The 25038-nt window shown below is 28.9% G+C and carries 22 protein-coding genes and 1 riboswitch; of the genes, 17 read left to right on the top strand and 5 right to left on the bottom strand.

From position 1 onward, the window contains the following. Window positions 1-170: 170 nt before the first annotated feature. The gene (locus CA_RS12440) at window positions 171-1022 is read right to left on the bottom strand and encodes a patatin-like phospholipase family protein (protein ID WP_010965720.1); all 852 of its coding nucleotides are present in this window, start codon (window positions 1020-1022) and stop codon (window positions 171-173) included. A gap of 170 nt (window positions 1023-1192) precedes the next feature. Between CA_RS12440 and CA_RS12435 the strand changes: the two genes are divergently transcribed. Genes CA_RS12435 through CA_RS12425 form a run of 3 tightly spaced genes read left to right on the top strand, consistent with a single transcriptional unit; the run spans window position 1193 to window position 4004 of the window. Then, a complete protein-coding gene (locus CA_RS12435) occupies window positions 1193-1984 on the top strand; it encodes a Cof-type HAD-IIB family hydrolase (RefSeq protein ID WP_010965719.1) in 792 nt (263 codons plus the stop codon). A gap of 18 nt (window positions 1985-2002) precedes the next feature. Beyond that, a complete protein-coding gene (locus CA_RS12430) occupies window positions 2003-2875 on the top strand; it encodes a radical SAM protein (protein ID WP_010965718.1) in 873 nt (290 codons plus the stop codon). 22 nt (window positions 2876-2897) lie between these two features. Beyond that, on the top strand, window positions 2898-4004 hold the full coding sequence (locus CA_RS12425) for a glycoside hydrolase family 113 (protein WP_010965717.1): 1107 nt from the start codon (window positions 2898-2900) through the stop codon (window positions 4002-4004). Between the two features lie 36 nt (window positions 4005-4040). Here CA_RS12425 and CA_RS12420 read toward each other — a convergent pair whose 3' ends face one another. The 4 genes from CA_RS12420 to CA_RS12405 form a co-directional block, all read right to left on the bottom strand. Then, complete coding sequence (locus CA_RS12420) at window positions 4041-5129, bottom strand: methyl-accepting chemotaxis protein (RefSeq protein WP_242663029.1); 1089 nt, start codon at window positions 5127-5129, stop codon at window positions 4041-4043. Then, window positions 5107-5979, bottom strand: a complete 873-nt coding sequence (locus tag CA_RS12415) for a cache domain-containing protein (protein ID WP_010965715.1) — start codon at window positions 5977-5979, stop codon at window positions 5107-5109. The genes CA_RS12420 and CA_RS12415 overlap by 23 nt, the downstream gene beginning before the upstream one ends. 145 nt (window positions 5980-6124) lie before the next feature. Then, the gene (locus CA_RS12410; protein WP_010965714.1) at window positions 6125-6913 is read right to left on the bottom strand and encodes a folate family ECF transporter S component; all 789 of its coding nucleotides are present in this window, start codon (window positions 6911-6913) and stop codon (window positions 6125-6127) included. 129 nt (window positions 6914-7042) lie between these two features. Continuing rightward, window positions 7043-7136, bottom strand: a riboswitch (THF riboswitch). Window positions 7137-7190: 54 nt separating this feature from the next. Then, window positions 7191-7892, bottom strand: a complete 702-nt coding sequence (locus CA_RS12405; RefSeq protein ID WP_171779426.1) for a L,D-transpeptidase family protein — start codon at window positions 7890-7892, stop codon at window positions 7191-7193. Between the two features lie 342 nt (window positions 7893-8234). Here CA_RS12405 and CA_RS12400 point away from each other — a divergent pair, with 342 nt between their 5' ends. The 14 genes from CA_RS12400 to CA_RS12335 all read left to right on the top strand — a co-directional run bounded on the left by CA_RS12400 (window position 8235) and on the right by CA_RS12335 (window position 24952). Then, window positions 8235-8729 carry a DUF4912 domain-containing protein gene (locus CA_RS12400; RefSeq protein ID WP_010965711.1) on the top strand — a complete coding sequence of 165 codons (495 nt, stop codon included), beginning with the start codon at window positions 8235-8237 and terminating at the stop codon, window positions 8727-8729. After that, the gene (locus CA_RS12395) at window positions 8701-8856 is read left to right on the top strand and encodes a hypothetical protein (protein WP_162470141.1); all 156 of its coding nucleotides are present in this window, start codon (window positions 8701-8703) and stop codon (window positions 8854-8856) included. Before CA_RS12400 ends, CA_RS12395 begins: the two co-directional genes overlap by 29 nt. Window positions 8857-8870: 14 nt before the next feature. After that, the gene (locus CA_RS12390; RefSeq protein ID WP_010965710.1) at window positions 8871-10454 is read left to right on the top strand and encodes a glycoside hydrolase family 57 protein; all 1584 of its coding nucleotides are present in this window, start codon (window positions 8871-8873) and stop codon (window positions 10452-10454) included. A gap of 96 nt (window positions 10455-10550) precedes the next feature. Then, a complete protein-coding gene (locus tag CA_RS12385; protein WP_010965709.1) occupies window positions 10551-11051 on the top strand; it encodes a QueT transporter family protein in 501 nt (166 codons plus the stop codon). 36 nt (window positions 11052-11087) lie between these two features. Then, window positions 11088-12050: a restriction endonuclease gene (locus CA_RS12380; RefSeq protein WP_010965708.1), complete on the top strand. Its 963-nt coding sequence runs from the start codon at window positions 11088-11090 to the stop codon at window positions 12048-12050. 198 nt (window positions 12051-12248) lie between these two features. Beyond that, window positions 12249-13499, top strand: a complete 1251-nt coding sequence (locus CA_RS12375) for a M16 family metallopeptidase (RefSeq protein ID WP_010965707.1) — start codon at window positions 12249-12251, stop codon at window positions 13497-13499. A gap of 1 nt (window position 13500) precedes the next feature. Beyond that, on the top strand, window positions 13501-14145 hold the full coding sequence (gene recX / locus CA_RS12370) for a recombination regulator RecX (RefSeq protein WP_010965706.1): 645 nt from the start codon (window positions 13501-13503) through the stop codon (window positions 14143-14145). 21 nt (window positions 14146-14166) lie between these two features. Further along, window positions 14167-15360: a transglutaminase domain-containing protein gene (locus CA_RS12365; RefSeq protein WP_010965705.1), complete on the top strand. Its 1194-nt coding sequence runs from the start codon at window positions 14167-14169 to the stop codon at window positions 15358-15360. 274 nt (window positions 15361-15634) lie between these two features. Beyond that, window positions 15635-16759, top strand: a complete 1125-nt coding sequence (locus CA_RS12360; protein ID WP_014518982.1) for a glycosyltransferase — start codon at window positions 15635-15637, stop codon at window positions 16757-16759. Window positions 16760-16780: 21 nt separating this feature from the next. Then, window positions 16781-17176, top strand: coding sequence for a response regulator (locus CA_RS12355; protein WP_010965703.1), 396 nt, complete (start codon window positions 16781-16783; stop codon window positions 17174-17176). Next, complete coding sequence (locus tag CA_RS12350; RefSeq protein ID WP_010965702.1) at window positions 17142-18380, top strand: oligosaccharide flippase family protein; 1239 nt, start codon at window positions 17142-17144, stop codon at window positions 18378-18380. The genes CA_RS12355 and CA_RS12350 overlap by 35 nt, the downstream gene beginning before the upstream one ends. 2 nt (window positions 18381-18382) lie before the next feature. Beyond that, window positions 18383-19543, top strand: coding sequence for a glycosyltransferase family 4 protein (locus tag CA_RS12345; RefSeq protein ID WP_010965701.1), 1161 nt, complete (start codon window positions 18383-18385; stop codon window positions 19541-19543). A 58-nt stretch (window positions 19544-19601) separates the two neighbouring features. Beyond that, window positions 19602-20483: a glycosyltransferase family 2 protein gene (locus tag CA_RS12340; RefSeq protein ID WP_014518981.1), complete on the top strand. Its 882-nt coding sequence runs from the start codon at window positions 19602-19604 to the stop codon at window positions 20481-20483. A gap of 14 nt (window positions 20484-20497) precedes the next feature. Further along, window positions 20498-24952 (top strand): MFS transporter, encoded by a 4455-nt coding sequence (locus CA_RS12335; RefSeq protein WP_010965699.1) that lies wholly within the window; start codon window positions 20498-20500, stop codon window positions 24950-24952. Window positions 24953-25038: the final 86 nt, after the last annotated feature.

Raw genomic sequence — 25038 nt, 5'->3', positions numbered from 1 at the left:
AATTGAAATTTATATTCAAAATATATAAAATTATAATTTGATTGTGGTATGAAAGGAAAGGTACTTGATATAAAAAACTCAGTATAATTATAAATGTTTAGCATATCAATAAAATAAGGTACTGTAAAATGAAATTTACAGTACCTTATAAAGTGATTGAAAGATGAAAATTAGTTTGAGTTTAGAAATTGAAGAAGTTTATCATAATTTTTTTCTGCGTCCTTATATCCTTCTAGATAAAGGGCGTTTAATCTAGACTTGTTTTTTTCAATACGTTTTACCTTTGGTGAGAAGGTAGGTCTTATAATAAAAACTTTTCCGGTATTTTCTAAATGGGAGATGTACTTTAAGGTTTCGTTATATAACTTATGTCTGTTTAAAATTGCTTTACATAAGCCTTTAAACTGTGAGTATTTTTTTGAAAGTATCCAATTATGTTTAAACGGATTCTTTATGTAATCAGCTTCTCTTGTTAGTATAAGTACATTTTTGGCATTTCCATCTTCAATTGACCTTTTTATTGGTATAGGATCAGCTATTCCGCCATCCATAAGTGTATAATTATTTATTTTTACTGGTTCAGAAATAAATGGTAAGCTGCTTGAAGCTCTTATTATGTCTAAAATATCGTTTGAAGAAGAGTGTGAAAAGTATACTTCCTTTCCAGTTAAACAGTCAGTAGTTCCAATAACAAGCTTTTGTGTAGAGTTGGAGAAAGTGTTAAAATCAAATGGAAATAATTTATTTGGAACTTCATCAAATATAAAATCCATTCCAAATATAGATTTGTATTTAATGAAGTTTTTTAAGCTTATATACCTTGAATCGTCAGCCAAGTCTACAGTTACAGATTTTGTTCTACCTCTTTGCTTTGATACGTAAGAGGCTGCATTGCAAGCTCCCATAGATACACCGCTAACGTAGGGAAAATATAAATTTTTATCCATAAAAAAATCAAGAACACCAGCAGTATACACTCCTCGCATTCCGCCACCTTCTAGTATAAGTCCTATGTTGTTCAATATAAACACCTGCCTTTATAATAAATTTTATAATATTTTTGTGAACATTGTAAAGTAATAATTTATTATATATAATTAAATATTGCATATAAATTCTAAAAATTACACAGTATTGTTTGTATAAAATTTAAGCAAAAATGATGTAGGGGTGAAAAAATAGGAGGATTTTAATGAATAAAAAAATAATTTTTTTTGATATCGATGGTACATTGTTAGTTCATAATGGTAAAGAATCTACTATACCGTATAGCACTAAAGAAGCACTTAAAAAGCTTAAGGAAAAGGGGCATAATTTATTTATTTGCAGTGGAAGACCTATAAGATTTGCTATTCAAGAATTTCAAGAAATGGTTGATGGATATATTTGTTGTAATGGTACGTATATTGTATATAACGGTAAGTGTATATATAATAAACTTATAGATAAAGATACTTTAAAGTATTTAATAAAGGAATTTTGTAAGCTGGGTATAAGTGCAAGTTTTAGTGGTGCGTACAATGGGTATTCATATAATATGAGCTCAGAAAAAATACACCAAATGAATAGGTTTTACAAGACTGAAAATCCATATATTTTAGATAATTGGAACATTGAAGAGATTGAAGCAAACAATGTAGATGTATTTTTTAAGAATAATGAACATATGGAGAAGTGCATAAAATATCTTGAACATAAGCTAATATTCAATACACATAAACCTTATTTGTCTGCAGATGTTTCTTTTAAGAATTGGGATAAGTCCAAGGGAATAGAATATTTAGTTAAGTATATGAAAAGAGATATGAAGGATACAATGGCCTTTGGAGATGGAAAAAATGATATTACAATGCTTAAAACAGTGAATATTGGTATTGCCATGGGAAATGCAGTGGATGAAGTGAAAAATAAGGCGGATATGGTAACAGATAGTGCTGCTGATGATGGCATTTATAATGCTCTTAATAAACTTCATTTGATATAGAAAGGAGAGGCGTCAAAATTGGTTTATGAAGGAATAGTTTACAGGCCGCCTAGTGAAGCTTACAGTCTGATAATTCAGATTACTGTAGGATGCTCCCATAATAGATGTAGTTTTTGTAGTATGTATAAAGAAAAACAATTTAGGATAAGAAGCGTAAAGGAAATATTTGAAGATTTATATGAGGCTAGGGAGATATATTCTAGGGTTAATAAAATATTCTTAGCTGATGGAGATGCTCTTGTGATTGAAAAAGACATCTTAAAAAAGATATTATTAAAGATAAAGGAGCTGTTTCCTGAGTGTAAAAGAATTGGAATATATGCAGCACCTAGAGATATTTTAAATAAGTCTGAGGAAGATTTAATAGAATTAAAAAGTACTGGACTTTCTATAGTTTATATGGGAATAGAAAGTGGAAATGATAGTATTCTAAATGAAATACACAAAGGGGTTACTTCAAAGGAAATAGTAGAAGCTGGACAAAAAGTAAAAAAAAGTGGCATTAAACTTTCAGTAACATTAATATCGGGGATAGGTGGAAAGAATAAAATTAAGGAGAATGCAGTAGAGTCTGCGAAGGTTATAAATTTAATAAATCCAGATTATATAGGTATTTTGACACTTATGGTAGAGAAGGGGACAGAAATTTATAAAAAGGTGCAGAAGGATGAGTTTGAACTTCTAAGTCCTAAAGAAAACATGATTGAAATGAAAGAGCTTATTGAAAATATAAATGTAAAAGAAGAATGTGTTTTTAGAAGCAATCATGCATCCAATTATGCAAGTATAGGTGGGACACTACCATACGACAAAAGAAAAATGCTATCTATAATTGATGATATTTTAGAGGGAAAATATGGATACAAGGCCGAAAATTTAAGAAGATTATAGTTGATTGAGAGGTAGAACTAATTTGATAAAGAGAAGAACAGGTGTAAAAGTTTTTTTGGGGTTATGCAGCATAGTTCTTATAGGAATACTGATTTTGAGCAATGTTTCTAGTACAGTTGGAGCATATGAAGCGTTTTTATACAATAAATTACATGGAAAAACACTTAATTCATGTTTTAGAACAAAAATAAAGTCTGGAAATTTATCTGTGGATTATACAGTTAATCAGGCTATTAAAGATATAGACAGTATGAACTTAAACACTGTAAATGTACCAATTGAAGTTGATATATCTGATTTGGATGCAGGATCTATTTCGGTTAATGAGAAAAGTGTTAAGAAAGCTAAAAACATTATAGATGAATTAAATAAAAGGAATGTAAATGTTATATTAGAACCTTATCCTTGGATAAATAAAGGACAAGATTATGAAACTAATATGCACCCTAAGGATATAAATAAATTTTTTAAGGTTTGGAAAAATGATGTAATAGGTAAGATAATAAATCAAGTTGCTGTTCCTAAGAGAGTAGATGCTTTATGTATTGCTTCAAATTTTGTTAATCTTGAAGAATATAGTGATAAGTGGTGTGATATAATAGATTTTGCAAGAGGTAGGTATAAAGGATTAATAACATATAAGACTAATTGGTGGTATACAGCTTCTTGGGATGAGGAATCGAAGAAAAAGTTTCAAGAGAAGCTTAATAATAAGGTTTTTTCAAAGGTTGATTATATTTCTGTAGCAGCATATTTTGAAATAACAGACAATGCTGTTAACAATGTGGATTACATAAAGAATAGCTTATATGCAACAACTGTAAATGGAAGAGGGCAAAGGATTGTTGACGAGTTAGAACAACTACATAAAAAGTGGAATAAACCAATATTCTTTGGAGAATTAGGTTTTCCGAGAAGGAACTATGCATCTAAGCAGCCTTGGAATCCAGAGCCATCTAGCGTAGAAAATGGAGAAGAACAAGCGAGATGTTTTGAAGCGTATAGAATGGTATTTACGGAGGATTGGTTTTTGGGTTTCTCTGTTTTTGCTATAGGTAATACTAACGGAGTTAAAAATTACTATCCATCAAATAGAAGTAAGAAGATTATAAAAGAATGGTTTAATTAAAAAAGACAGCAAAGTATTTACTTTGCTGTCTTCCTCTTATATCTTAAAGGTAGCTATATTATCATGTAATTTACTAGATACGTCATGTAGTTTTGTAGCTTGATTTTTAATTTCATCAGAAAATGCCGATTGTTCTTCAGTAGAGGCAGCAACATTTTGTATCTTGCTAGAGTTATTCAAAGTTATATTTTTTATGGAACTCATAGTTGAAGATACATTTTCACTTGAGTTTTTTACGGTACTCATTGAAGCCGTTACTTCGGATGTTGCAGCTAAAATAGAGTTTATAGAATTCGCTATTTCATTAAAGGTTAAATTAGTTTGCTCCACAATAACTTTTCCACTAGTAACTTCTTTTTTTCCAGCATTCATTGAATTTATAGCTTTTATTGAGTCTTCATTCATCTCTCGTATTAGATTACCTATTTCACTAGCGGCTTTACCTGATTCATCTGCAAGACTTCTAATTTTATCAGCTACAACACTAAAGCCTTTTCCATTTTCACCAGCACGAGCAGCTTCAATATTGGCATTTAGGGAAAGTAAATTTGTTTCTTCAGCTATGTCGGAAATAACGTTACTATAGTTATTTATGTTGTCACAGTGTGTTTTTAATTTAGAGATAACTTCAGATAAAGAATTAACTCTATTTTCTATGTTAAGCATTTGTTCAGTAATTTTATTTATGTCCATTTTGCCTTTAGAGGATACATAAGAGGTTTCTTCAACTTTGCAAATTATATTGTTTACATTTAGAATAACCTGAGAAAACACATCTATTAAATTGAGAACGCTATCATTGGCTTCATTTAACTTATTTAGGGATGTATTAGAGTCATCAGCTACATTAACAATATTTTGAGATATATCAGAGGACGCAGAGGCTGATTCACTACAACTTTTTAACATTTCAGTAGAGACATCCTCAAGACGTGAGGAACTTTCTTTAATTTGAATTATAAGATTTTTTAAGTTTTGAGACATAGTGAAAAATGAATGTGTCAAGTTTCCAAATTCATCATTTGATTTTATTTCATAATCATTTGTAGTCAAATCTCCGCTTGCAATAAGATCTGATAATTTCTGTAGTTTTATCAGTGGATTAGTTAACTTGTCTGAAATCACAAGTCCAATTATGGAAATGACAGCGCATACGAGGATACAAAATATTATCATGAAGGTATTTAAAGTTGTTATAACTTTTCATAGCAATGGAGTAAGGAATTTCAGTACAAATAAGCCAACCTGTATGTGTATCATAAGTAGAGCTTACTAGTATCTTGCCCTTATTAGCATCCTTATAGGTGTATGTACCATCTTTTTTACTAGAAAGTGCACTTCTTATATAACTTATATTACTTAAATTTTTTCTAGATACTACTAAATCATTATTTGGGTGAGCAACTATTAGGCCATTTTTGTCAACTATATAAACAGTCATTCCATTTATGGATAAATTCTTAACGTAATCGCTTATTTTTTTTAATGGTATTCCACCTTGTAGGATTCCCTTTATAGAACCAGAAGAATCTTTTACGGGAATTCCAACATTTAAAGTTAATATATTAGTATTTTTACCTAAGACTATTTGTTTGCTTTCAGAAACACCTTTTATAGCATTTTTAAAATAGTCACGTTTTGATATATTTACAAGGCTATTATCATCACCGCGTACAATTTGATTTCCATTATAATCATCTAAGACAATCTGAACGCCAGAACTAGATTTTTCATTGTTTTGAGCTTGAACTAATATTGGCTTCGACTCGGTTGTATTAAAGGCAGTAATTGATGGGTAAGTTGATAATGTTTTTATAAGAGAAATAGGCTGATTTATGAAAGATTCAACTCTATATTTAGTTTCAGAAACTAAATTAAGGTTTTTTTCTGCTATTTCATTTGTTAAAGTTTTTTGAAAGTATAAATCAGAAAAAACAGAAACTGCTAGTAAAGGAATTATGCTGATTAAGAGCATACAGATTATTGATTTTTTTTACAAAAAGTATATAATTAGTTATTAACGGTAGAGGGTTTAGAGAAGACAATAATACAATAAGTAAATAATTAAAAGAGCTTAATGAAATAGTTTAATAAACTTATTCATTAAGCTCAAGGAATTTTTATGCCCTGCTTAAGGATTTTTTATCAATGAAATTGTATAAATACATTAAAATTGATAATGCATATGAATTTATCATTGTCATTATAATAGTTTGTACTATTCTAGGGAACCATAAAATCATAAAACCTTTTTCGTAAAGGGCTGGTGTAAAGATAAGCATAAAAATCGTATTTAAGGTTGATACTAAAAGTCCTGAAAGTCCAACGGAGATAAATATTTTGAAAAAGTCACAGGATAAGTAAGTGAAGTAAAATTTCTTGAATTTCTTCTCGATAATTTCATTTATGATAAATACAGTTATGCCTATTATGCTTGTTATGACAAAAACAAGCCCTGCATAACTTGAATTTTTACCTAAGTTTAAAAAAGTTTTTGAAATTGATGGTTTTGATATGAAATTTATAATGGAGTTTATCATACCTATAATGAAAATTAAAACAAAGACTGCAATGTAGACTTTTTTTAATATATTTGTGGAAAATAGCTTAACTTTCTTCCAGAGTAAAGCAGGCAGAAATCCAGCTAAAATATTGGTTAGTGTAAAAATTGGAATATAAGAACCAGTGGGATTTATCAAGAAACCAAGTAAATCTGTTGCACCACCTGCAATGGCACCATATAGTGGACCAAATAATAAGCCTGGAAGTAGGTAAAAAATAGCGCTAAAGTTTATCTTCATTATTACTATACCTCCTCCAGTTATAGAAATACCAAAGGCTTTTATTATAATAGAAATAGCTATAAATAATGCTGTGGTTACAAGGAATTTTGTATTTGTTTTATTCATTGTTTGTTACTCCTATCTTAAGATTACGCAGCTTACTTATTCAAAAAACAAAAAACCTCCTCTCCTCCTTAATGATTGCCACATTAAAGAGAGGAAGTGGTAAAGTTATTTCCAAAATCCCTTTAATGTAACAGCGGAAGCGATATTGAACCGCAAGACTAAGCTTTTCGTTTAGAGACAACTTCCCATCCTCTAACACTTGACGCACAATATCTACTCTGCTACGTTTAATCTGATTATAGAAAAAGTAGGTTAAGTTGTCAATATGAGCTGAAAATTACTCTGTTAAATCTACACCTAACTTTTCATAGAACTTTCTTGTTATAATGTCAGAAATATATAAATTATTGTCCTTTTGAAACTTATGTATGCAGTATTTCATGCCTTCTCCATAAATTCCATCAGGAGTGCCGCTATAGTAGCCTTTTTCCCTTAGAATTTTTTGGACTTCGTATACATCAGATCCACGATCTCCTGGTTTTATACTTCTCAGATATGAACCAAAATTACCGTAAGGACCTCCCTGAACTATTACTTTGGTTCCTACAGGGGTTATTTTATAAAGCTCTCTTACGTCATCATTTCTCATTCGTATACATCCATGTGAGGTGTTCCCACCTATAGAGTCTGGGAATATTGTTCCATGTATTCCATATTTACCCCAAGGTACGTTAAATCCCATCCATCTTCCTCCAAAGCCTTCTCCCCAGGTGTCTTTACCAACAATTGTCCATGTTCCAATAGGAGATGGAGTACTAGGTTTTCCACCTGCTATAGTGTAGGTTTTAAGTAATTTATCATCTTGAAATACACACATCCTGTTACTAACTACATCTACAACTATAAGTATTTTTTTCTTAGAATTGTATCCAGAAAGTTTAGAATTAGTAGGGCTCATTTTATAAAATTGAATCACAAGTATTATTTCTATGATCAAGATAAGAATTAGAACAAAGATAATTTTTTGGAATTTTGATATCTTCAAATTAATCTACACCTCCTTACTATTAAAATAATTTTGTAAAAACTTTATATTCATTTATATTTTTTAAATTGTAGTAATATACTAAATTTGTACAAAGTATAAAATACTGATAATAAGGGTTTGAAGTTATCTATAATAAAATATAATGTACAAGCGTATCATACAGCGCTTACATTAAATAAAAGCCAGAGGAGAGGGGGCAATTTGTACGTGACATGTTTAGTGTTTTAAGTTATAATTAATTTAACAAATGAGGATAAAAGGTTGAACAGATGTTGAAATTTTTACACAATTAAAATATTAGTTTGAATTTATATAGTGACAAGAGGTGATTAAATGCTTGGAAGTTATGAGACGAAATTAGTATTATTAGTTCAAAATGCCTATAATATTTTTTGCTATTTTAATATTTCACCTATAACAATTAAAGAATTTGAGTACAGATATGGAGAAGATTTGTGGAAAAATTCAAAACCTGTTTTAAAGATATATGAAGTTTTAGATGGAAATGCAAGTGAAATTAGAACTATATACATAGATTCTATGGCTGATAATTGGTATATAAAATTAGACAAAGATGATATGGATGTTTTTGTGAAGCTTGGAAGGATGCTTCCTGATGGTACATTTGTAGCTTTGGCTGTCTCAAATACAGTTACAACGCCAAGAGCTCATATATCAGAAGATTCAGCAGTGTATTACGTTGATGTTTCTAAAAATTTTAAGAAACAGGAAGATAGTGAAGTAAACGAATTAGATGAGAAAAACAATAAGCAAGATATCCATAAAGAGACAAAGCCATATGTCTTTATGGAAGGAAAAAAAAATTAGAAACTATCCAGATATAAAAATATATTCGTATAGATATTATAACGAATATTTTCAAAAACAAATGGAAGAAAATGAAACAAAATATCGCAAAATGTCACCTGGTTCATCTAAAGTAAAGAAATTATAGCAAGGGGGATAATTTTGAAAAAAGGATATGTTAACTTTGTTTTGCATAGTCATATGCCATTTGTAAGACATCCAGAGACAAGAGATTCACTTGAAGAAAGATGGTTGTTTGAAGCTATGAGTGAGTGCTATATTCCTTTGATTGAGGTTTATGATAATCTTTTAAAGGACAATATAAAGTTTAGGATGACTATGTCCATAACACCGCCTCTTATGTCTATGCTTCAAGATGAATATTTAAATTCTAGATATTTAAATTACTTAAAAAAAACCATAGAACTTTCGGAAAAAGAAATACTAAGAACAAAAAATAACAGAGAAGAAAATAAGGTAGCACTTTTTTATAATAAAAGAGCTGAAAATACACTTAAAATATACGAAAAATATGATAACAACTTAATAAATGCTTTTAGAAAATACGATAGATTAGGATGTGTTGAAATAATAACCTGTGCTGCAACTCATGCGCTGTTGCCCCTTATTTTAATTAACAGACAGGCAGTTAAAGCACAGATAGCAACAGGGGTTCAATCCTATATAAATACAATGGGTCATGAACCAAATGGGATATGGCTTCCAGAATGTGCGTATACTTATGGCATTGATAATATACTTAGTGAATTTGGAATAAAGTATTTTATTTCAGAAGGAAAGGCTATTGATTATGCATCGCCTAAACCTATGTATGGAACCAATACACCTATAGCAGCGCCAAGTGGAGTATGTGCCTTTGGTAGGGATATGGACTCCTCATATCAAGTATGGAGCGATTTTATGGGATATCCAGGTGATTTCAATTATAGGGAATTTTATAGGGATATAGGATTTGAACTTCCAATGGAATATATTAAGCCATATATTAATGAAAATGGTATAAGAATTGATACAGGATTTAAGTATTATAAAATAACTGGAAATTCTGGAGAAAAGGGCATATATAATAGGGAAAATGCTATGAAGAAAGTGTGGGAGCACGCATCTCATTTTGCTAGTTGCAGGCATGATCAAATAAATGCAGCAGCTGCTAATATGGATAAGCCCCCTATAATAACATGTCCCTATGACACTGAACTGTATGGACATTGGTGGTTTGAAGGTCCTGATTTTATAAATGCTTTTATAAGAAAAAGTGCAGAAGATTGGACTTCTTATGAGCTTATAACTCCAACAGAGTATTTAAAAAATAATTCAATGGTTCAATGTAGTAGTCCAAGTCCCTCAAGTTGGGGAGAAAATGGAGATTATTCAGTTTGGATAAATCCTTCAAATCATTGGGTGTATAAAGACATTCATAAGTGTGAAGAAATAATGGTAAGACTTGCTAATAGTTATATTAACCCTTCTGAACTTCAAAAAAGGGCATTAAATCAAGCAGCTAGAGAGCTTATGTTAGCAGAGGCCTCTGATTGGTCTTTTATTATAAAAAATAATACAACTGTAGATTATGCTATAAGGAGAATAAATACTCACATTGATAGGTTTATGAGACTTTATGATGATATAACTAAAAATACTCTTGAAATCAGTGAACTTGAAAAAATAGAAGGAATGGATAATATATTTCCGAAAATCAATTATAGGATATATGCGGATAATTAATATAGGAATAAGTATATAGTATATACATTAGTTTTCTTAATTTAAGACAGTTCGAAACCATCCTGTCTATAAATAAAACTATGGAGGTAAATTTACATGAACAAAAGAAGTACTTTAAGAATTTTAATATCAAATGCGCTTATAGCAGCAGTTTATGCTGTTCTTACGTTGACGTTATATTTTTCTGCTTATGGGCAAATTCAAGTAAGGGTAGCAGAAGCATTAACAATATTGCCGTTTTTTTCGGGATATTATATTGTAGGGCTTACTTTGGGGTGTTTTGTAGCAAATATATTTAGCATTATGAAGATGGATATGTTATTTGGAACTTTAGCTACTTTTATAGCGGCATGCTTAACATACTTTATTGGTAAGAGTAAAGTTCAATTTAAGAAATATATTGCACCTCTGCCACCTGTAATAGTTAATGCAGTAATTGTTGGAATGGAATTAAAGATAGTAACTCATGCTCCTTTTTTAGTAAATGCGATTTGTGTAGGAGTAGGAGAGCTAGTAGCTTGTTATGTTTTTGGACTTCCGCTATTAGCAGTTATAGAAAAAAATAAAGTGCTAAAAAAGTTCATGAGGTTTGAATAATATAATATGTTATGGTGAAAATAGGGAGGAATTTGAGTGGCAAATTGGTGGATGATTAATAATGTTAATGGAAGTGAAAATCTTATTAACAAGTGGGTAGAAGATAGCGTGGTTACATTTGGGTTTCCAGAGATAGGTGATCCTACCCAATATGATACAAAGGATAAGCTTCTAGTTAGATGCGATGAAGTATATAGTGATGAAACACCAATGATGAGAATTCAATGTGAAGGGTATATATGGAAGTTTTCTAAGGAAATTTCAAAAGGGGATAAGATACTTTCATATAACTCTCAAAGTAGAAAGTACTATATAGGGATAGTTGAATCAGATTATGAATACAATCCGTCTAAATATCCTAAATACCCAAATACCTTTAAAGTAAAGTGGTTAGGAAAACATATAAGTGAAGATGATATGTCTAGTGACCTTAAAAAGTCTTTAAAATCAAGTGGTTCAATTAACATGGTTTTTGGATGTGAGGCGGAGATAGGAAGACTTCTTGTTTCAAGTGGTAATGTTAATGAGATAATAAAGAAAGAGAAAAAATTATATAATGATGTACTTGAATGCATCAAAGCTATAATTTATAAAATGGATAAAAGTAAATTTGATATGGTTTTAAAGGAAATTTTAAATGCCATGAATTATAAAGTTAGCTCTAATTTTGATAATGATGATAAGAATTCATATCTTATTGTAAGTGAAGATAAATTGAAATTTACTAAAAATATAATTAGAGTTTGTATTTTAAAAGATCAGGATGTTACATCAAGTAAGGGTATATTAGATATTATATCCAATTATAAAGATCAAATAAATAATTACTTGATTATAACAGACAGTCCAATAGATAAAGGAATAATGGGGGAAATTACAAAGAATTATTTTGTTATAAATATGCATGGAATAGATATGGTAGAGGCTTTGTTTTCTAATTATGATAGATTAAGTGATGAAGTAAGAAATATTCTTTCTTTGAAGAAAATGTATATTTAGAAAAGAATTTTGATATTGGCTATAAAATATAGGGTTTAGTATTAAATATCACTTTATAAGGTGTGTATAGTGATTTTATATAAGCTCTATATTTTTTATTTTTTTATATCATTTTACCATATATTTGAGGTATAATTTATTTTATGGATTGTTGTATTTAATTATAATATATAAACCTTAATAATGAAGGAGAGTTTGATGAATAACAATATTTTTGATTCAAAGGAATTAAATTTACATAATGGAATAAAAGTTATTTCTATAAAAAAGGAAACAGCGTTGTTTTCCTTACACGTTGGTGTTAAAATAGGGTCCATATATGAAAGCAATGAAGAAAGAGGGGCATCTCACTTTGTGGAGCACATGCTTTTTAAAGGTACTAAAAGCCTAACTAATGAGGAGTTAAATAAAAGGTTTGAGAATCTTGGAGGAGAGTATAATGCTTATACAGATTATAACTGTACAGTATATAGTGTAACTGCACTTTATGAAGAGATGACTAAGGCTGTAGAATTGATTTCAGATATGATACAAAATCCATCCTTTGATGAAAAGGAATTTAAAAAAGAAAAAAAAGTAATATTGTCAGAGTTAAACAGTGGCAAGGATGATATAGAGGATTATTGCTATACTAAAGTACATGAAATTGGATTTTCAAAAAGCCCATTAAAATATGACACAATAGGTACTAAAGCAAATGTTGAAGGTTTTAGCAGAAATTTTATCTTTGATTTTTATAAAAAGTATTATATACCTAATAATTGTTTTATAGTCATTGTGTCAAAACTTGAGCATGAGCAGGTATTTGATTTAGTAGAGAAGTACTTTGGAGATTGGAATAAAGGGGAAGTTAAGGACAAAGACATAATTGTGGAAGAAAACATACCTAAAATTGTTACAAGTCATAGGAAAGATATATCTCAAAGCAGTATAATATATATGTTTACTGCCTATAATTTAAATAGGTTCGAGGAAGCAGCTCTTAAGATACTAAATTATAAGCTAGGGGAAAGTGCAAATAGCATATTGTTTAGAGAAATAAGAGAGAATAAAGGACTTGCTTATGATATATATTCGGATCTTAACTTATCAAAAAATGTTAAAACAATGTACATTTATACAGCAGTAAATAATGAGAATGTTAAAGAAACTATCGATAGCATAAATAACTGTATTGAAAAAATAAAATATGAAGAAAAATGGCTGGATGATAATTCTATTCTACTTATGAAAAAGGTTTTAAAGACATCTCTTGCTTTTACAATAGAGGATACTACTGATATTGGAAACTATGTACTTCATCAATGTATGGATGGTGAAGATATATATGAATTTGTAGAAGATATGAGATATGCGGATACCATAAAAAATGAAGATGTAAGAAAAGTTGCCTTAAAGGTACTAACTAATCCTTCAATATATGTAGTGAAAGCAAAAGGAAGTGTGTAGCTTGGAAGAAAACACTATAACTAAAATAGAAGCACAGAAGAAAAAAAAAGATAGGGTTAACGTATATATTGATAATGAATATTCATTTTCGTGTAACACTGAATTGATATATATTCATGGTTTAAAAAAAGGTAAAGTGGTTGACTTAGATTATCTTCAAGATATAATTGAAGAGGATAATTATTTATATGCTAAGAGTAGAGCCTTGAGCTTTATTGAAAAAACCTTTAAAACAGAAAAAGAAATACGGGTAAAGCTTAGAGAAAAAGAATTTAATGAAAAAATTATAGAGCGTGTAATTGAGTTTCTTAGAAAGTATGATTTTGTTGATGATTCGAGATATGCGGAACTTTATATAAAGGAAAGAATAAATAAACAAGGTAAAGTTAAGATAAAGTATGGTCTTATAAAAAAAGGAATAAATGATAGTATTATAGATGAAAAGCTAAGTAAATATTCAGCTAATAATGAAAATTATATTGAAGCAATGAGAGAAGTTGCATTAAAGAAATTTAATAACATCGCTAAAAGAGAAACGGATAAGCTTAAAATAAAAAGAAAATTAAGCAGTTACTTATTGGGACGAGGCTATTCTTGGAGTGAAATAGGTGAGGTTTTAAAGGAAATTTTTTCAGAAAATAACTAAGTCGATATCGAGGTGATTAATTTGAAGACTAATCCTGTAACTTTAATTTTAGTATTTTTATTTTTATTTCCTATAGCTAGGGGCTTTTTGTTTAAGTTCTCTTCGTATGACTTAAAAAGGGACACTGAAAATCTGATTAATAGTATATCATTTATTGTAGCTATTTTTATAGGAATAAGATATTATAAGGTTATTTTCTTAAACTATGAAAATAGTAAGATATATAAATTTATACCAAGTGAAATATCGAGTATTTTAGCAAGTAAGCCATATATATTATATTTTATAATTATACCTATCTTTGTTTATATAGTATATAAGCTTATTTCTGTAGTGCTAAATTTAATAGCAAGATATACTTTTTTTAATATATATGACGTTTTAGATAGAATTATATCTAATAAAAGCAATACTGTTAAAAGAATAATTGGAGCGGTAGTTCAAGTTCCAAGAGCAGTATGTTACCTCGTAACTGTTTTATTTTTGTTAAACGCTGTTGCTATAATAAATCCAAGCATGAAGATAAATAGTTATCTTAAGGATTCAAAAGCATATAACTATTTATGCAAGAGAATAATAATACCTGTAACTAATTCAAGTGTAGCTAAAAGTTTTCCTAATATTTTGGACAATTCATTTAAGATTGTGACGAAAACCGATAGCCTTAATAAAGTGGGAAATGCATTAAAAAATGATGACAATGCTTCAAATGTTGAAGATGGTAATTCTAATGTTATTGTTTATTATAACGGTGTAACTTTAGATGAAGGTATAAGATCAAATGATCAAATTAATAATTTTGCTAGAAGTTTGACTTCTGCTTCAAAAGGGAACTTAAATAAAGCAAGAAAGTTGTATGATTGGATAGGGTATGATATAGACTATGATTACCAGAAGGCAAATATGGTTTTAAATAATAACTATAATGTTAAGTCTGGTGCTATTCCAACATTTAATACAAGAAAAGGCATATGCTTTGATTATTCATGTTTATATGTAGCCATGGCGAGAGCAAACAATATAAAGGTAAGGTTAGTAACAGGAGAGGGCTTTAATGGTACATCATGGGTAAGCCATGCATGGAATCAGGTATATGTTCCGGAAATGGGCACATGGATTAATGTTGATACTACATTTGCCAAAGGTGGAAATTACTTTAATAATGGATCATTTAATATAGATCATAGAAATTCAAAGGTAATTGGTGAATGGTAATTATAATTTTAATTAATATAATAGTTAAAGGATAGTGTTTAAATTAAATACTATCCTTTATTTTTTTGTCTTAATATAGGGAAATATAGATTACACCTAATAGTTTTGTTAAAAATTAAATTTACTATGGTTGTAGCATTTATGATATTATGATATAATTTGGTAGTGATGTAATATAAACAAATTTTTGCATTTATATATAAAAAAATTAATTAATTGTAAAAAAACATAAATAGCAGTTAGCAAAATTTGGAGTCTGCGGGGAGGGCGAAAGATGGATAATAAAATACTTATAATAACTGATGGTAAGCGCAATATACCATACAAAGAAGTGATTACATTTTATGATATAGACATATTTAATATGGACAAGCTTAACTTTATTAAGGAAATCTCACATTCTTTGGTTATAGTAGATACAGATAGTTCATCAAAATGCATTACTATAGGCAATATCATTAGATTATCAAATATGTGGATTCCTATTCTCATTGTCGTAAATGCTAAGACTTCTTTAACTGAAGAGTTCCAGTATCTAAATGATATAAAAGGACTTGGGCAAATAAAGATACTTAGATGGAAAGGAAAATATCCATATGAGATTGTAGATAACATTCAAAGTATTTTAAAGCCAATGTATTTTATAAAGCCATCGGATATAGCTGTAGTTATTCCTATATACAATGAAGCAGCTAGAATTAATTATGTGTATGATTTTATAAGTAAGATAAAAATCATGATAGAAAAAGGATTTACAAATGCTAGTATTTTTTTCTTGAATGATGGAAGTACTGATCAAACAGAAGAATTAGTAAATAAGCTTTTAGAACACTATAGAGAAAATGTAGAATGGATAGATGATAAGGCAAGTATATCCTACTATAAGTTGGATTACAATACAAAAAAAGCAGGCACATATATAGAAGCTCTTAGCTACATACGTGCAGATACAATAATTTTTGTGGATTCTGATGATTCATTTAAGATTGATGATATAGCTTTAATGTTAAATATAATCAAGCTTGGATACTATGATATAGTAATTGGAACTAAGGATAAAACAGCAGATGATAGGAATCTTGCTAGGAGAATTGTGAGTTTTTTTAAGAGATTTGTGACAAAACCGCTTCTTCCTTGTAAGATAGATGATTCTCAGACAGGATTAAAAATAATGAATTGGAATTGTGCTAAATATATATTGCCGTATTTACATGAGGATATGCAGTTAGCTATAGACTTAGAAATGCTATATATTGCAAAAAAATTAAAATTTAGAGTTTTTCAACTTCCTGTTAAGTGCACGGATAGAGAAGGCTCACATGTAAATATAATTAAGGACTCTTTGAAATTTATAAAAAGTATTTTTAAGATAAAAAGATTACATAGAAATATGAATTAATTTTGTTTAGGAGGTAGGGTTATGTATAAGAATTCAATATTATTTGTTGACGATGTAAAGTTTATTTTAAAGACGCTTGATGGTATTTTAAAAGGTGAAAAGTTCAATAAGTTTTATGCTTCTAGCGCGAAGGAAGCCTTAGAAATTTTAGAGAATAATGATATTGATGTAATAGTAACAGATATACTTATGCCGGGAATAAATGGTCTTCAGCTTTTACAGATAGTTAAGAATAAGTATCCTAAAATTGTTAGAGTTGCACTGTCAGGAAATTATAATTCCTCTTTTATAATAGAGGCTATTAATAAGGGAGAGGTATACAGATATCTGACAAAACCTATAACGGTAGGAGAAAACTATAAGAAAATAATAGAGGAAACCATTGAATATTCAGAATATCTCAAATCAGCTAGGTAGAAAAAAGAGAATCCAAGAAATAATATTTCCTGTGCTAGATGTTAGTTTAAATGGAGTTAATTACTTTTTTCATATATTTGTAAGTTGGTATCTTATTCCACGGGATTATGGAAGACTTAATTCGCTTTTATCATTGATATCAATTCTTACTGTTTTAGGAGTATCCTTTCAAACTTATACAGCAAAATATATTTCAAAAGGAGAAGATAAGGAACCTGACATAAAAAGTATACTCAATTGTTCATTAATATGTTTTTTAATTATTGTTGTTTTTATGCTTGTTTTTTCTTCAGTCATTATTAAGGCTACAAATAGCGATTTTTTCAGTCTTATTATAATAATTCTTACACTTGGTTCTAATATTATATTGAGTGTTATAAGAGGTATTTTTCAAGGAATGAAAAGCTTTTTCATGCTTAATATAAGTTTTTATATTGAAGTAATATCTAAAATTGCAGTATTATTTGTGCTACTGAAAAATAGTAGAAATATACATTCGGCGCTGTTAGCTATATTACTTGGTATGGTGTTTTCTTTATTTCATGGAATGTATAAGGTGAGAAAGCTAATAAATTTTAAGCAAAAAGCTAGGATTTCTAAAAGAATTATGAAAAAGGTTGCAAATATTTATATAGCAAATTTCTTTTTTAACTTCTTTACTTCAGTTGATATGATAATGGTGAATTATTATTTGCCAGAAAATTCTGGAATATTTGCAGTGGTTTTAAAATATAATCAACTTTTAACTTTTGCCTCTTCCAGTATATTTACAGTATTTATTCCACTTCTAACTGAGAGACTTTGTGACAGAAAAAGGTTTAATAACTGCATTAGAAATTTGTTTTTAATAATGATAGCTATAAGTGTTTTAACTCTTGGATTTTACAAATTTGTAATGCCATACACGGTAGCAATGTTTTTTGGAAAAGCATATGCATCAGCCAAAAACTACTTGTTTATAGGAATAGTATCATATATTTTTTTGAGTTTTATTTTCATGATAGTAAATATCTACATGATAATTGAAAAATGGATGCATTTTGTAACTCTGTTTGTAGCAGCTGTTATATTTGTTATTATAATAGCTTTATTTCATAAAAGTATAAGTTCAATTATATATATTGAAATTGGATTCTACGCTGTATTATTTTTTATATTATTAGCAGGAATTCTTAAGCAAAACCTAAAAGAAAGGAGAGAGTAGTAGTGAAAGACAATAAAATTAATATATTATTTCTGTCGTGGCGAGACATAAAATGTCCTAAAAGTGGAGGAGCTGAGGTATTCACCCATGAAATGCTTAAAAGGCTGGATTTCAATAAATATGATATAACACATTTCTCTCCTACTTTTGAAGGAGCAAAGGAAAAAGAAATTATAGATAATGTAACCTACATAAGGCGTGGAAATATATTATCGGTAATAAGTGAAGCTAAAAAGTATTATAAAACAAATAAGGATGAGATTGATTTTGTTGTAGACCAGTGTAACACCCACAAGTTCTTTACACCACTATGGGTTCCTAAAAAAAAGAGGATATTCTTTATACATCAGCTAACGAGGGAAATATGGCATATAAATGCTAGGTTTCCTATCAGTACTTTGGGATATTTATTTGAAACCCCTACTTTAAGATTGTATAAAAATGATTATACTATTACAGTATCAGATTCAACCAAAAAGGATCTTATAGATATAGGTTTTGATAGAGATAAGGTTACAATCTTTCCAGAGGGAATTAATTTTAAACCATGGGATAAGGATTCACTTTTAAAAGAAAAAGATAATATTTTTGGATATATAGGGCGTTTTGTTAATTATAAAGGCATAGATGCTGCTGTTAAAGCATATTGCATTTTGAAAAAAGATTACCCTAATAGTAAGCTTTGGATTATTGGAAAGAAAAAGGATGATTATATTGAAAAAGTATTACTTCCTATTTTAAAGGAAAACAATATAACTTATGGTAATAGAGGTCAAAATAGGGATATAACATTTTGGGGGTTTGTGTCCGAAAAAGAAAAGCTTTCTTTAATGAGTAAAATGAAGGCACTTTTGTTTCCGTCAATACGTGAAGGCTTTGGACTAACTGTTATAGAGGCAGGTGCTGTCGGTACTCCAACTGTAGTTTACAATTCTAAGGGACTAGTGGATGCAGTGGATAAGGGAAAAGCAGGGTATCTATGTGAGGAAAATACTCCTGAAAATTTGTATTATTTCATGAAAAACATTCTGGAAAATGAAAATGAATACGGCCTGAAGAGAAAAAATGCCCATGATTTTTCATTGAAATTTAATTGGGACAGTACATCAAAGTATTTTGATGATTTTATAAATAAACTAAATGAGAAAAGCCTCAAGAAATGATATGGAGATATTAAATAATGTATAAGTTTTGAGGTGTTTCTCTATATAAAGGAGAGAAATGGCTTTGGAAGGTATAGTATCAATTGTTTTCTCAACTTATAATAATAGGGAAAAAGCATTAAAGTGTATTGAAAGTTGTTTAAAACAGAAATATAATAAATTATTTGTAATAGTAGCAGATGATGGTTCAAATGATGGTTCTCAAGAGTTATTTAAGAAAATTCAAGAGAAGGATTCTAGATTTAAGTTTATACCACTTGTACATAAGGAAAGAGGTATAGCTAGAGGTAAGGCAATATCACTTGCAAAGAAATTAGAAAGTGAATATATATATATAATAGATTCAGATATGATTTTAGAAGATAATCTAATCGAGAAATGTATGAGTTTCTTTAACAAAAATAAAAATGTAGGGGCACTTATAGTACCTGAATATGCTTTCTCAGAATATGAAAATTTTTATTCTAAAGTCAAGGTTTTTGAAAGGAATATAATAAATAACTCAGGTGAGGATATGGGCAAAAATTCTATCGAGGCGGCAAGATTTTGGAGGATGGATGCTTATGATTTATCAGGAGGAATAAATCCAAGTCAAATTTCTTTTGAAGAAACTCAACCAACTATAAGATATGTTGAAAAGGGAGGAGTAGTTAAAAGAGCTGTATTTACAAAGGTTTATCATGATGAAAAGTTTGTTACTTTAAGAAATTTACTTAAGAAAAAAATGTATTATTTTTCTGTAATGGATAAGACAATTCAGTCAGAAGAAGGAGGGTTTATAAAGACACTTAAAAGATGGTATTTTTTTAGACCAGTTTTATATAGAGGAAGTAATCTTAAAAGATATTTAAGACATCCTATTTTAACAATTGGTATGATAAATATGTATGTCATTCTCACTCTCGTAGGAGTATCTCAAATTCTAAAACGTAAAAAGTGAGGAAGTTTTAATATATGAAGAAAACTAGAGATAAATTAAAGAAATTCTTTTATAAGTACAAATACGATTTTTTATGCATTTTAGTACTAAGCTCATTGACAATTCTTATACTTCATCCGCTATATAAAAGTGGACATGTTGTTTTCAGCGATATAGATTTTGGATTCTCATCAAAAGGATATATGGATGAAATTTTTGGAGTTTGGAATGAGAGATGGAGTACTTCAACGCTTTTAAATGTGGCACGTTTAATGTATACCACTCCATTTTATTTACTGTCTATTATATTTAATTATAGTGGTGCTGTTTTTTTCAAAAGTTTTCTTACAGGAATAATACTAACCTCAGGAATATCTATGTATGTATTTGGAAATAAATTAATAAATATATATTTTTCTAAGGGAGATAACCTTGTTAAAAAAAGTATTCTTATAACAGGTGCATTATATTATGCTGTAAATCCGTGGGTTATAACAAGAATTCAGCATATTTATCTTTTATGTGGATACAGCCTTTTTCCACTAATGTTGATGTTTTATTTGAATGCTTTTTACTATAGATTTGAGAAAATTATAATTAAAGATTATGATATATTAAGTCCTAAAATATATAGGAGAAATATATTTGATATGTTTATGTTAAGTATTGTTTTTGCACTAAGTGCTGCTGCAATACATTACTTTTTTTACGGGATCATAGTTATTCTTATTATAAATTCTTTTATTTTTATTAAGCTCTTTATAGATGCATCAATAAAAAGAAAATATAGTTTTAAAGCAATAATGATAAATTTCACAGTAAAGTTATTCATATTTATTCCTATATTTATATGTGTAAATGCATATTGGTTGTCTATGTATGTATTTAGTATAGTTTTAAAAGCTCAAGTTTCTCAACATAATGTGAATGTAGTTGACACATTTTTTTTGTTTGCGAAATACAGTTCTATAAAAAATATACTTTATCTTGCATCTTATTGGTGGCCTATGTTCAATATTCAAAACCTTAATTTGAGTTTTTATATAGCAGGAGGCGTAATTTTAGCTATAATACTTTATGCAGCTGTGCTTAAAACAAGAAAAAGATATCTGATTCTTTGTTTTACTTTTCTTGGTGTGATTTTTCTTATAGTATCGACAGGACCTAATTTAGATTGGTTTTATAGTATATTTATAGGAATAAATAATTTGCCTGTTATTGGCAGCATATTTAGAGATCCCAATAAGATGGTAGCGCTTATGATATGTTTTTTTAGTGTGTTACTGATGTTTGGAGTGTATTCGATTGCTATAATATTTGAAAAATCCAAATACTTCAAGGCTTTTTCTTTATCAATTGTAGGTCTATTGCTTGCAAGCCTACTAATATACATATATCCATTTTATGTACATTATATAAGTGGATTTTATAGTCCGGTTAAGGAGCCAAAAGAATACTCAGAACTGCAAAATAAGCTTAAGAATAAAAGCAATTTTGCAAGTAAAGTCTTATATCTTCCTATTTCAGATAATATGACGCAGTCTAAAACAGGGGTTTCAACCCCATATTGGAATGTGAATGGAGAAAGGTATGGAATGGATAAGGCAACAGGAGATATACAGGTATATTCATCCTCTAAAAATACTATTTTTCAACATGAAGGTAATTCTGTTAATATACAATACTATATTAACTTTCTTCAGTATTTAATGGATAGAGGCTTATCTCAAAACATAGGAAAGCTAATAAGTGCATTTGGAGTAGATCAATTTGTGTATCATAAGGAGTATGATGGGCAGAACGAAAGACAAAATTTCAATAGGAGGATTTTGGATAAAGACAGTTCTATCAAAAAGATTTATGAGAACAAAATAACAGCTCTATATGATGTTAAGAATAGTCTTCCGTATTTGTCGAATGTCCCTAAAAAAATATATACGCCATATGGATTTAGCAAACTAGAGAGTTATAATAGCATACCAAACTTTAATTTTAAGAATTTAGGAGTTATATTTTCCTCAATAGATACAAAATCATATATGGATATTCTGAATAAAGGAGACTATATTGAAGCTTCTAGTCTAGATGATATTTTAATGTGCAATTTAAATAAGGATGATTATCTTCTTCCATTTGATGCAGTTGATAGCGCTGACGGATACATGAATTGGGCTAAAACACTGTGCCAAAATGGTGATTGGCTTTGGCTTCTAGAATCAAAGGATATAAATAACTTTCCTTTTGATTTTGATTTTAATTCAGGAGTAGTATATACCTTCTCTACAATGAAATTAAATGCTCCTCCGAATAAAGTTGATAGGATTGAAGGAAAGAACATAGTGGATTTTAAAACACTTTTAAAGAAAAATAGCTTTTTTGTATCAGAAAATCCTAGGGAGTATAAAATAGAAGCTGATATAAGAGATAAAAACAGTAATGCCCCGGAGGTTAAAGGGCAGATTGCTGAAGGTGATTCGGCTAACAATTGGGAGGTCGCTAAATCTGGAGTTTTAAAAGCTAGGGAAAACAATCCTTATAAATTTAAAATAAATATTTCAGGTAAAAATACTAATAAGATGCATCTTAAAGCAAAGTTCTATGATGCAAATATGCATGAAATATATAGTAGTTATATTGTAAAACCCTCAGATAGTGTTGATTTTGAATCTATGGATTTTACAGGAGAGTGTGTATCACCACCTAAAACAAAATATATGAGACTAGAAATTTTATCGTATAAAAATCCTAAGCATAAAATTTATTGGAAGATTCATGATGTTAATATATATGATCTTAGTGAATATAAAATATCCAATAGTTTTGTTATGAATAAGAAGGTAAAAAAAGCTGAAACTGCAAAGGTTTATATAAGAGCATTAGTGTCTAAGAGCGGAGGAAAATTAAAAGTAACGGTTGGAAAAAAATCTGTTTATGTAGATACGTTTGATGAATCGAAAAGTCAATTTAAGTGGATTTATCTTGGAAAGTTTCATTTTGATTCTGGTAAAAATTCTATTAAGGTTGAAAATAAGCAGGGGTTTAATGCTATAAATTTGTTTACAGTGATTCCTGAAAATGAATATAATACTGTTACAAAAAAGATTGAGAAGACGGCGGATAAATGTAATATTTTTTATGAACTTGAAGCGGAAAATGACTTTGAGTATTCAGGCAATATTCAAAGCAGCAGAATATACCCTAAATTAAGCATGGGAAGGGCTATAAGTTCACAAGATGGTGCTTTAAAAAGCGATATAGATGTGATAAAGAATGGAGATTACTCTTTTGCTATAAACATGAATGCCTTTAAAGGAAATAGTGGGTATGTGACTTTTCAAATTCAAAATCTTAAGGATAACAATGTAATAGAAAGAAAAATATTAAGTGATGAATTTTCAGAAACAAAGGATAACAAAAATGAGGTTATAGATTTAGATACATTGAATAGTAATTTTCAGTATGAATTAAAAAATATACCAGATCAAATGAATTATATGAAAAGAGTGGAGTTAAAGGATATACATCTTAATAAGGGCAGGTACACTATTAAAATAAAATTTAACAGCAATGCTCCAAGTTTGAGTAATTTTAATGATATGCATAAGTTTAGATATAATGAACAGATAGATAAGAAGAGTGATAATAAAGAGAATACTTCAAATCCTTCAAAAGAAAAGATAAATGAGAATATGATGAATAATAGAATTGATAATGGTGTATTTAGGATAGATGTGAAGGCTACAAAATCTAATGATTGGTATGATTATGCATCTAAGAAGATAGATGTGATACCAGAAAATGAATATTTGTTTCAAGCGGATGTAGTGTCAAGCTTTGCTCGTAATAGACATATGAAAATAGTATTTATGGACAAAGATACTAGAGTTATATCAGCTACTTATATAAGTGATATAGATGAAAGATTTAAGAAAGAGTGGAATTCATATCAACAAGTAGTAGAAGTTCCAAAAGGAGCAGCATATATGCAATTTCATATATTATGCAGAGGTGAAGAAAAGAATGATGGCTATATAGAAATAAGAAATTATAATATTTATCATTATTCTGAGCTTATATCAATTGATAATCTAATAATGTTTGAGGGAAATAATTTTGATGAGTTTTTTCCATCTAAGGTAGAGAGGAAAAAAGTAAAGTACTCAAGAGTTGATTCTATGAAGAGAAACTTTTATGTTGATAATCCTAAGAAAGAAAGATTACTTATAAACTATATAGAATCACCTACACCTCTTTGGAGTTTAGACTTGAAAGGGGAAAGTACTAGGGGAGATTTAACTTTAAATGGAGTTACCTCAGGCTTTATTATCAACAAAAATGGAAGTGGAAGTGTAAGTGTAATTCTTAGGAAAATATACTATGGAAGCTTCATATTTGAGTTTTTATCAATTATAATGTATATTGTCTTATGTAGAAAAGTTAATACTATAAACAAAATTTTGGAGAAGATTAAGGTTTTTAGTAATAAATAATAATATAGTTGAATTATAGGGAAACCAATATCAAACTTAACTTATGTATTAATATTCTAAATCTAAGAATATAATATATAAATTAA

The sequence above is a fragment of the Clostridium acetobutylicum ATCC 824 genome, assembly GCF_000008765.1.
GTDB classification, from domain to species: Bacteria; Bacillota; Clostridia; order Clostridiales; family Clostridiaceae; genus Clostridium_S; species Clostridium_S acetobutylicum.
The sequence above is the reverse complement of the archived record's forward strand: the minus strand, read 5'-3'. Positions and strand labels throughout refer to the sequence as shown.

What these genes read in the sequence shown, in the direction of transcription:
- CA_RS12435 (WP_010965719.1), top strand. Translation starts at nt 1,193, where the DNA reads ATGAATAAAAAAATAATTTTTTTTGATATCGATGGTACATTGTTAGTT.
- CA_RS12415 (WP_010965715.1), bottom strand. Translation starts at nt 5,979, where the DNA reads ATGCTCTTAATCAGCATAATTCCTTTACTAGCAGTTTCTGTTTTTTCT.
- CA_RS12410 (WP_010965714.1), bottom strand. Translation starts at nt 6,913, where the DNA reads ATGAATAAAACAAATACAAAATTCCTTGTAACCACAGCATTATTTATA.
- CA_RS12400 (WP_010965711.1), top strand. Translation starts at nt 8,235, where the DNA reads ATGCTTGGAAGTTATGAGACGAAATTAGTATTATTAGTTCAAAATGCC.
- CA_RS12395 (WP_162470141.1), top strand. Translation starts at nt 8,701, where the DNA reads ATGTCTTTATGGAAGGAAAAAAAAATTAGAAACTATCCAGATATAAAA.
- CA_RS12385 (WP_010965709.1), top strand. Translation starts at nt 10,551, where the DNA reads ATGAACAAAAGAAGTACTTTAAGAATTTTAATATCAAATGCGCTTATA.
- CA_RS12375 (WP_010965707.1), top strand. Translation starts at nt 12,249, where the DNA reads ATGAATAACAATATTTTTGATTCAAAGGAATTAAATTTACATAATGGA.
- CA_RS12360 (WP_014518982.1), top strand. Translation starts at nt 15,635, where the DNA reads ATGGATAATAAAATACTTATAATAACTGATGGTAAGCGCAATATACCA.
- CA_RS12355 (WP_010965703.1), top strand. Translation starts at nt 16,781, where the DNA reads ATGTATAAGAATTCAATATTATTTGTTGACGATGTAAAGTTTATTTTA.
- CA_RS12340 (WP_014518981.1), top strand. Translation starts at nt 19,602, where the DNA reads ATGGCTTTGGAAGGTATAGTATCAATTGTTTTCTCAACTTATAATAAT.
- CA_RS12335 (WP_010965699.1), top strand. Translation starts at nt 20,498, where the DNA reads ATGAAGAAAACTAGAGATAAATTAAAGAAATTCTTTTATAAGTACAAA.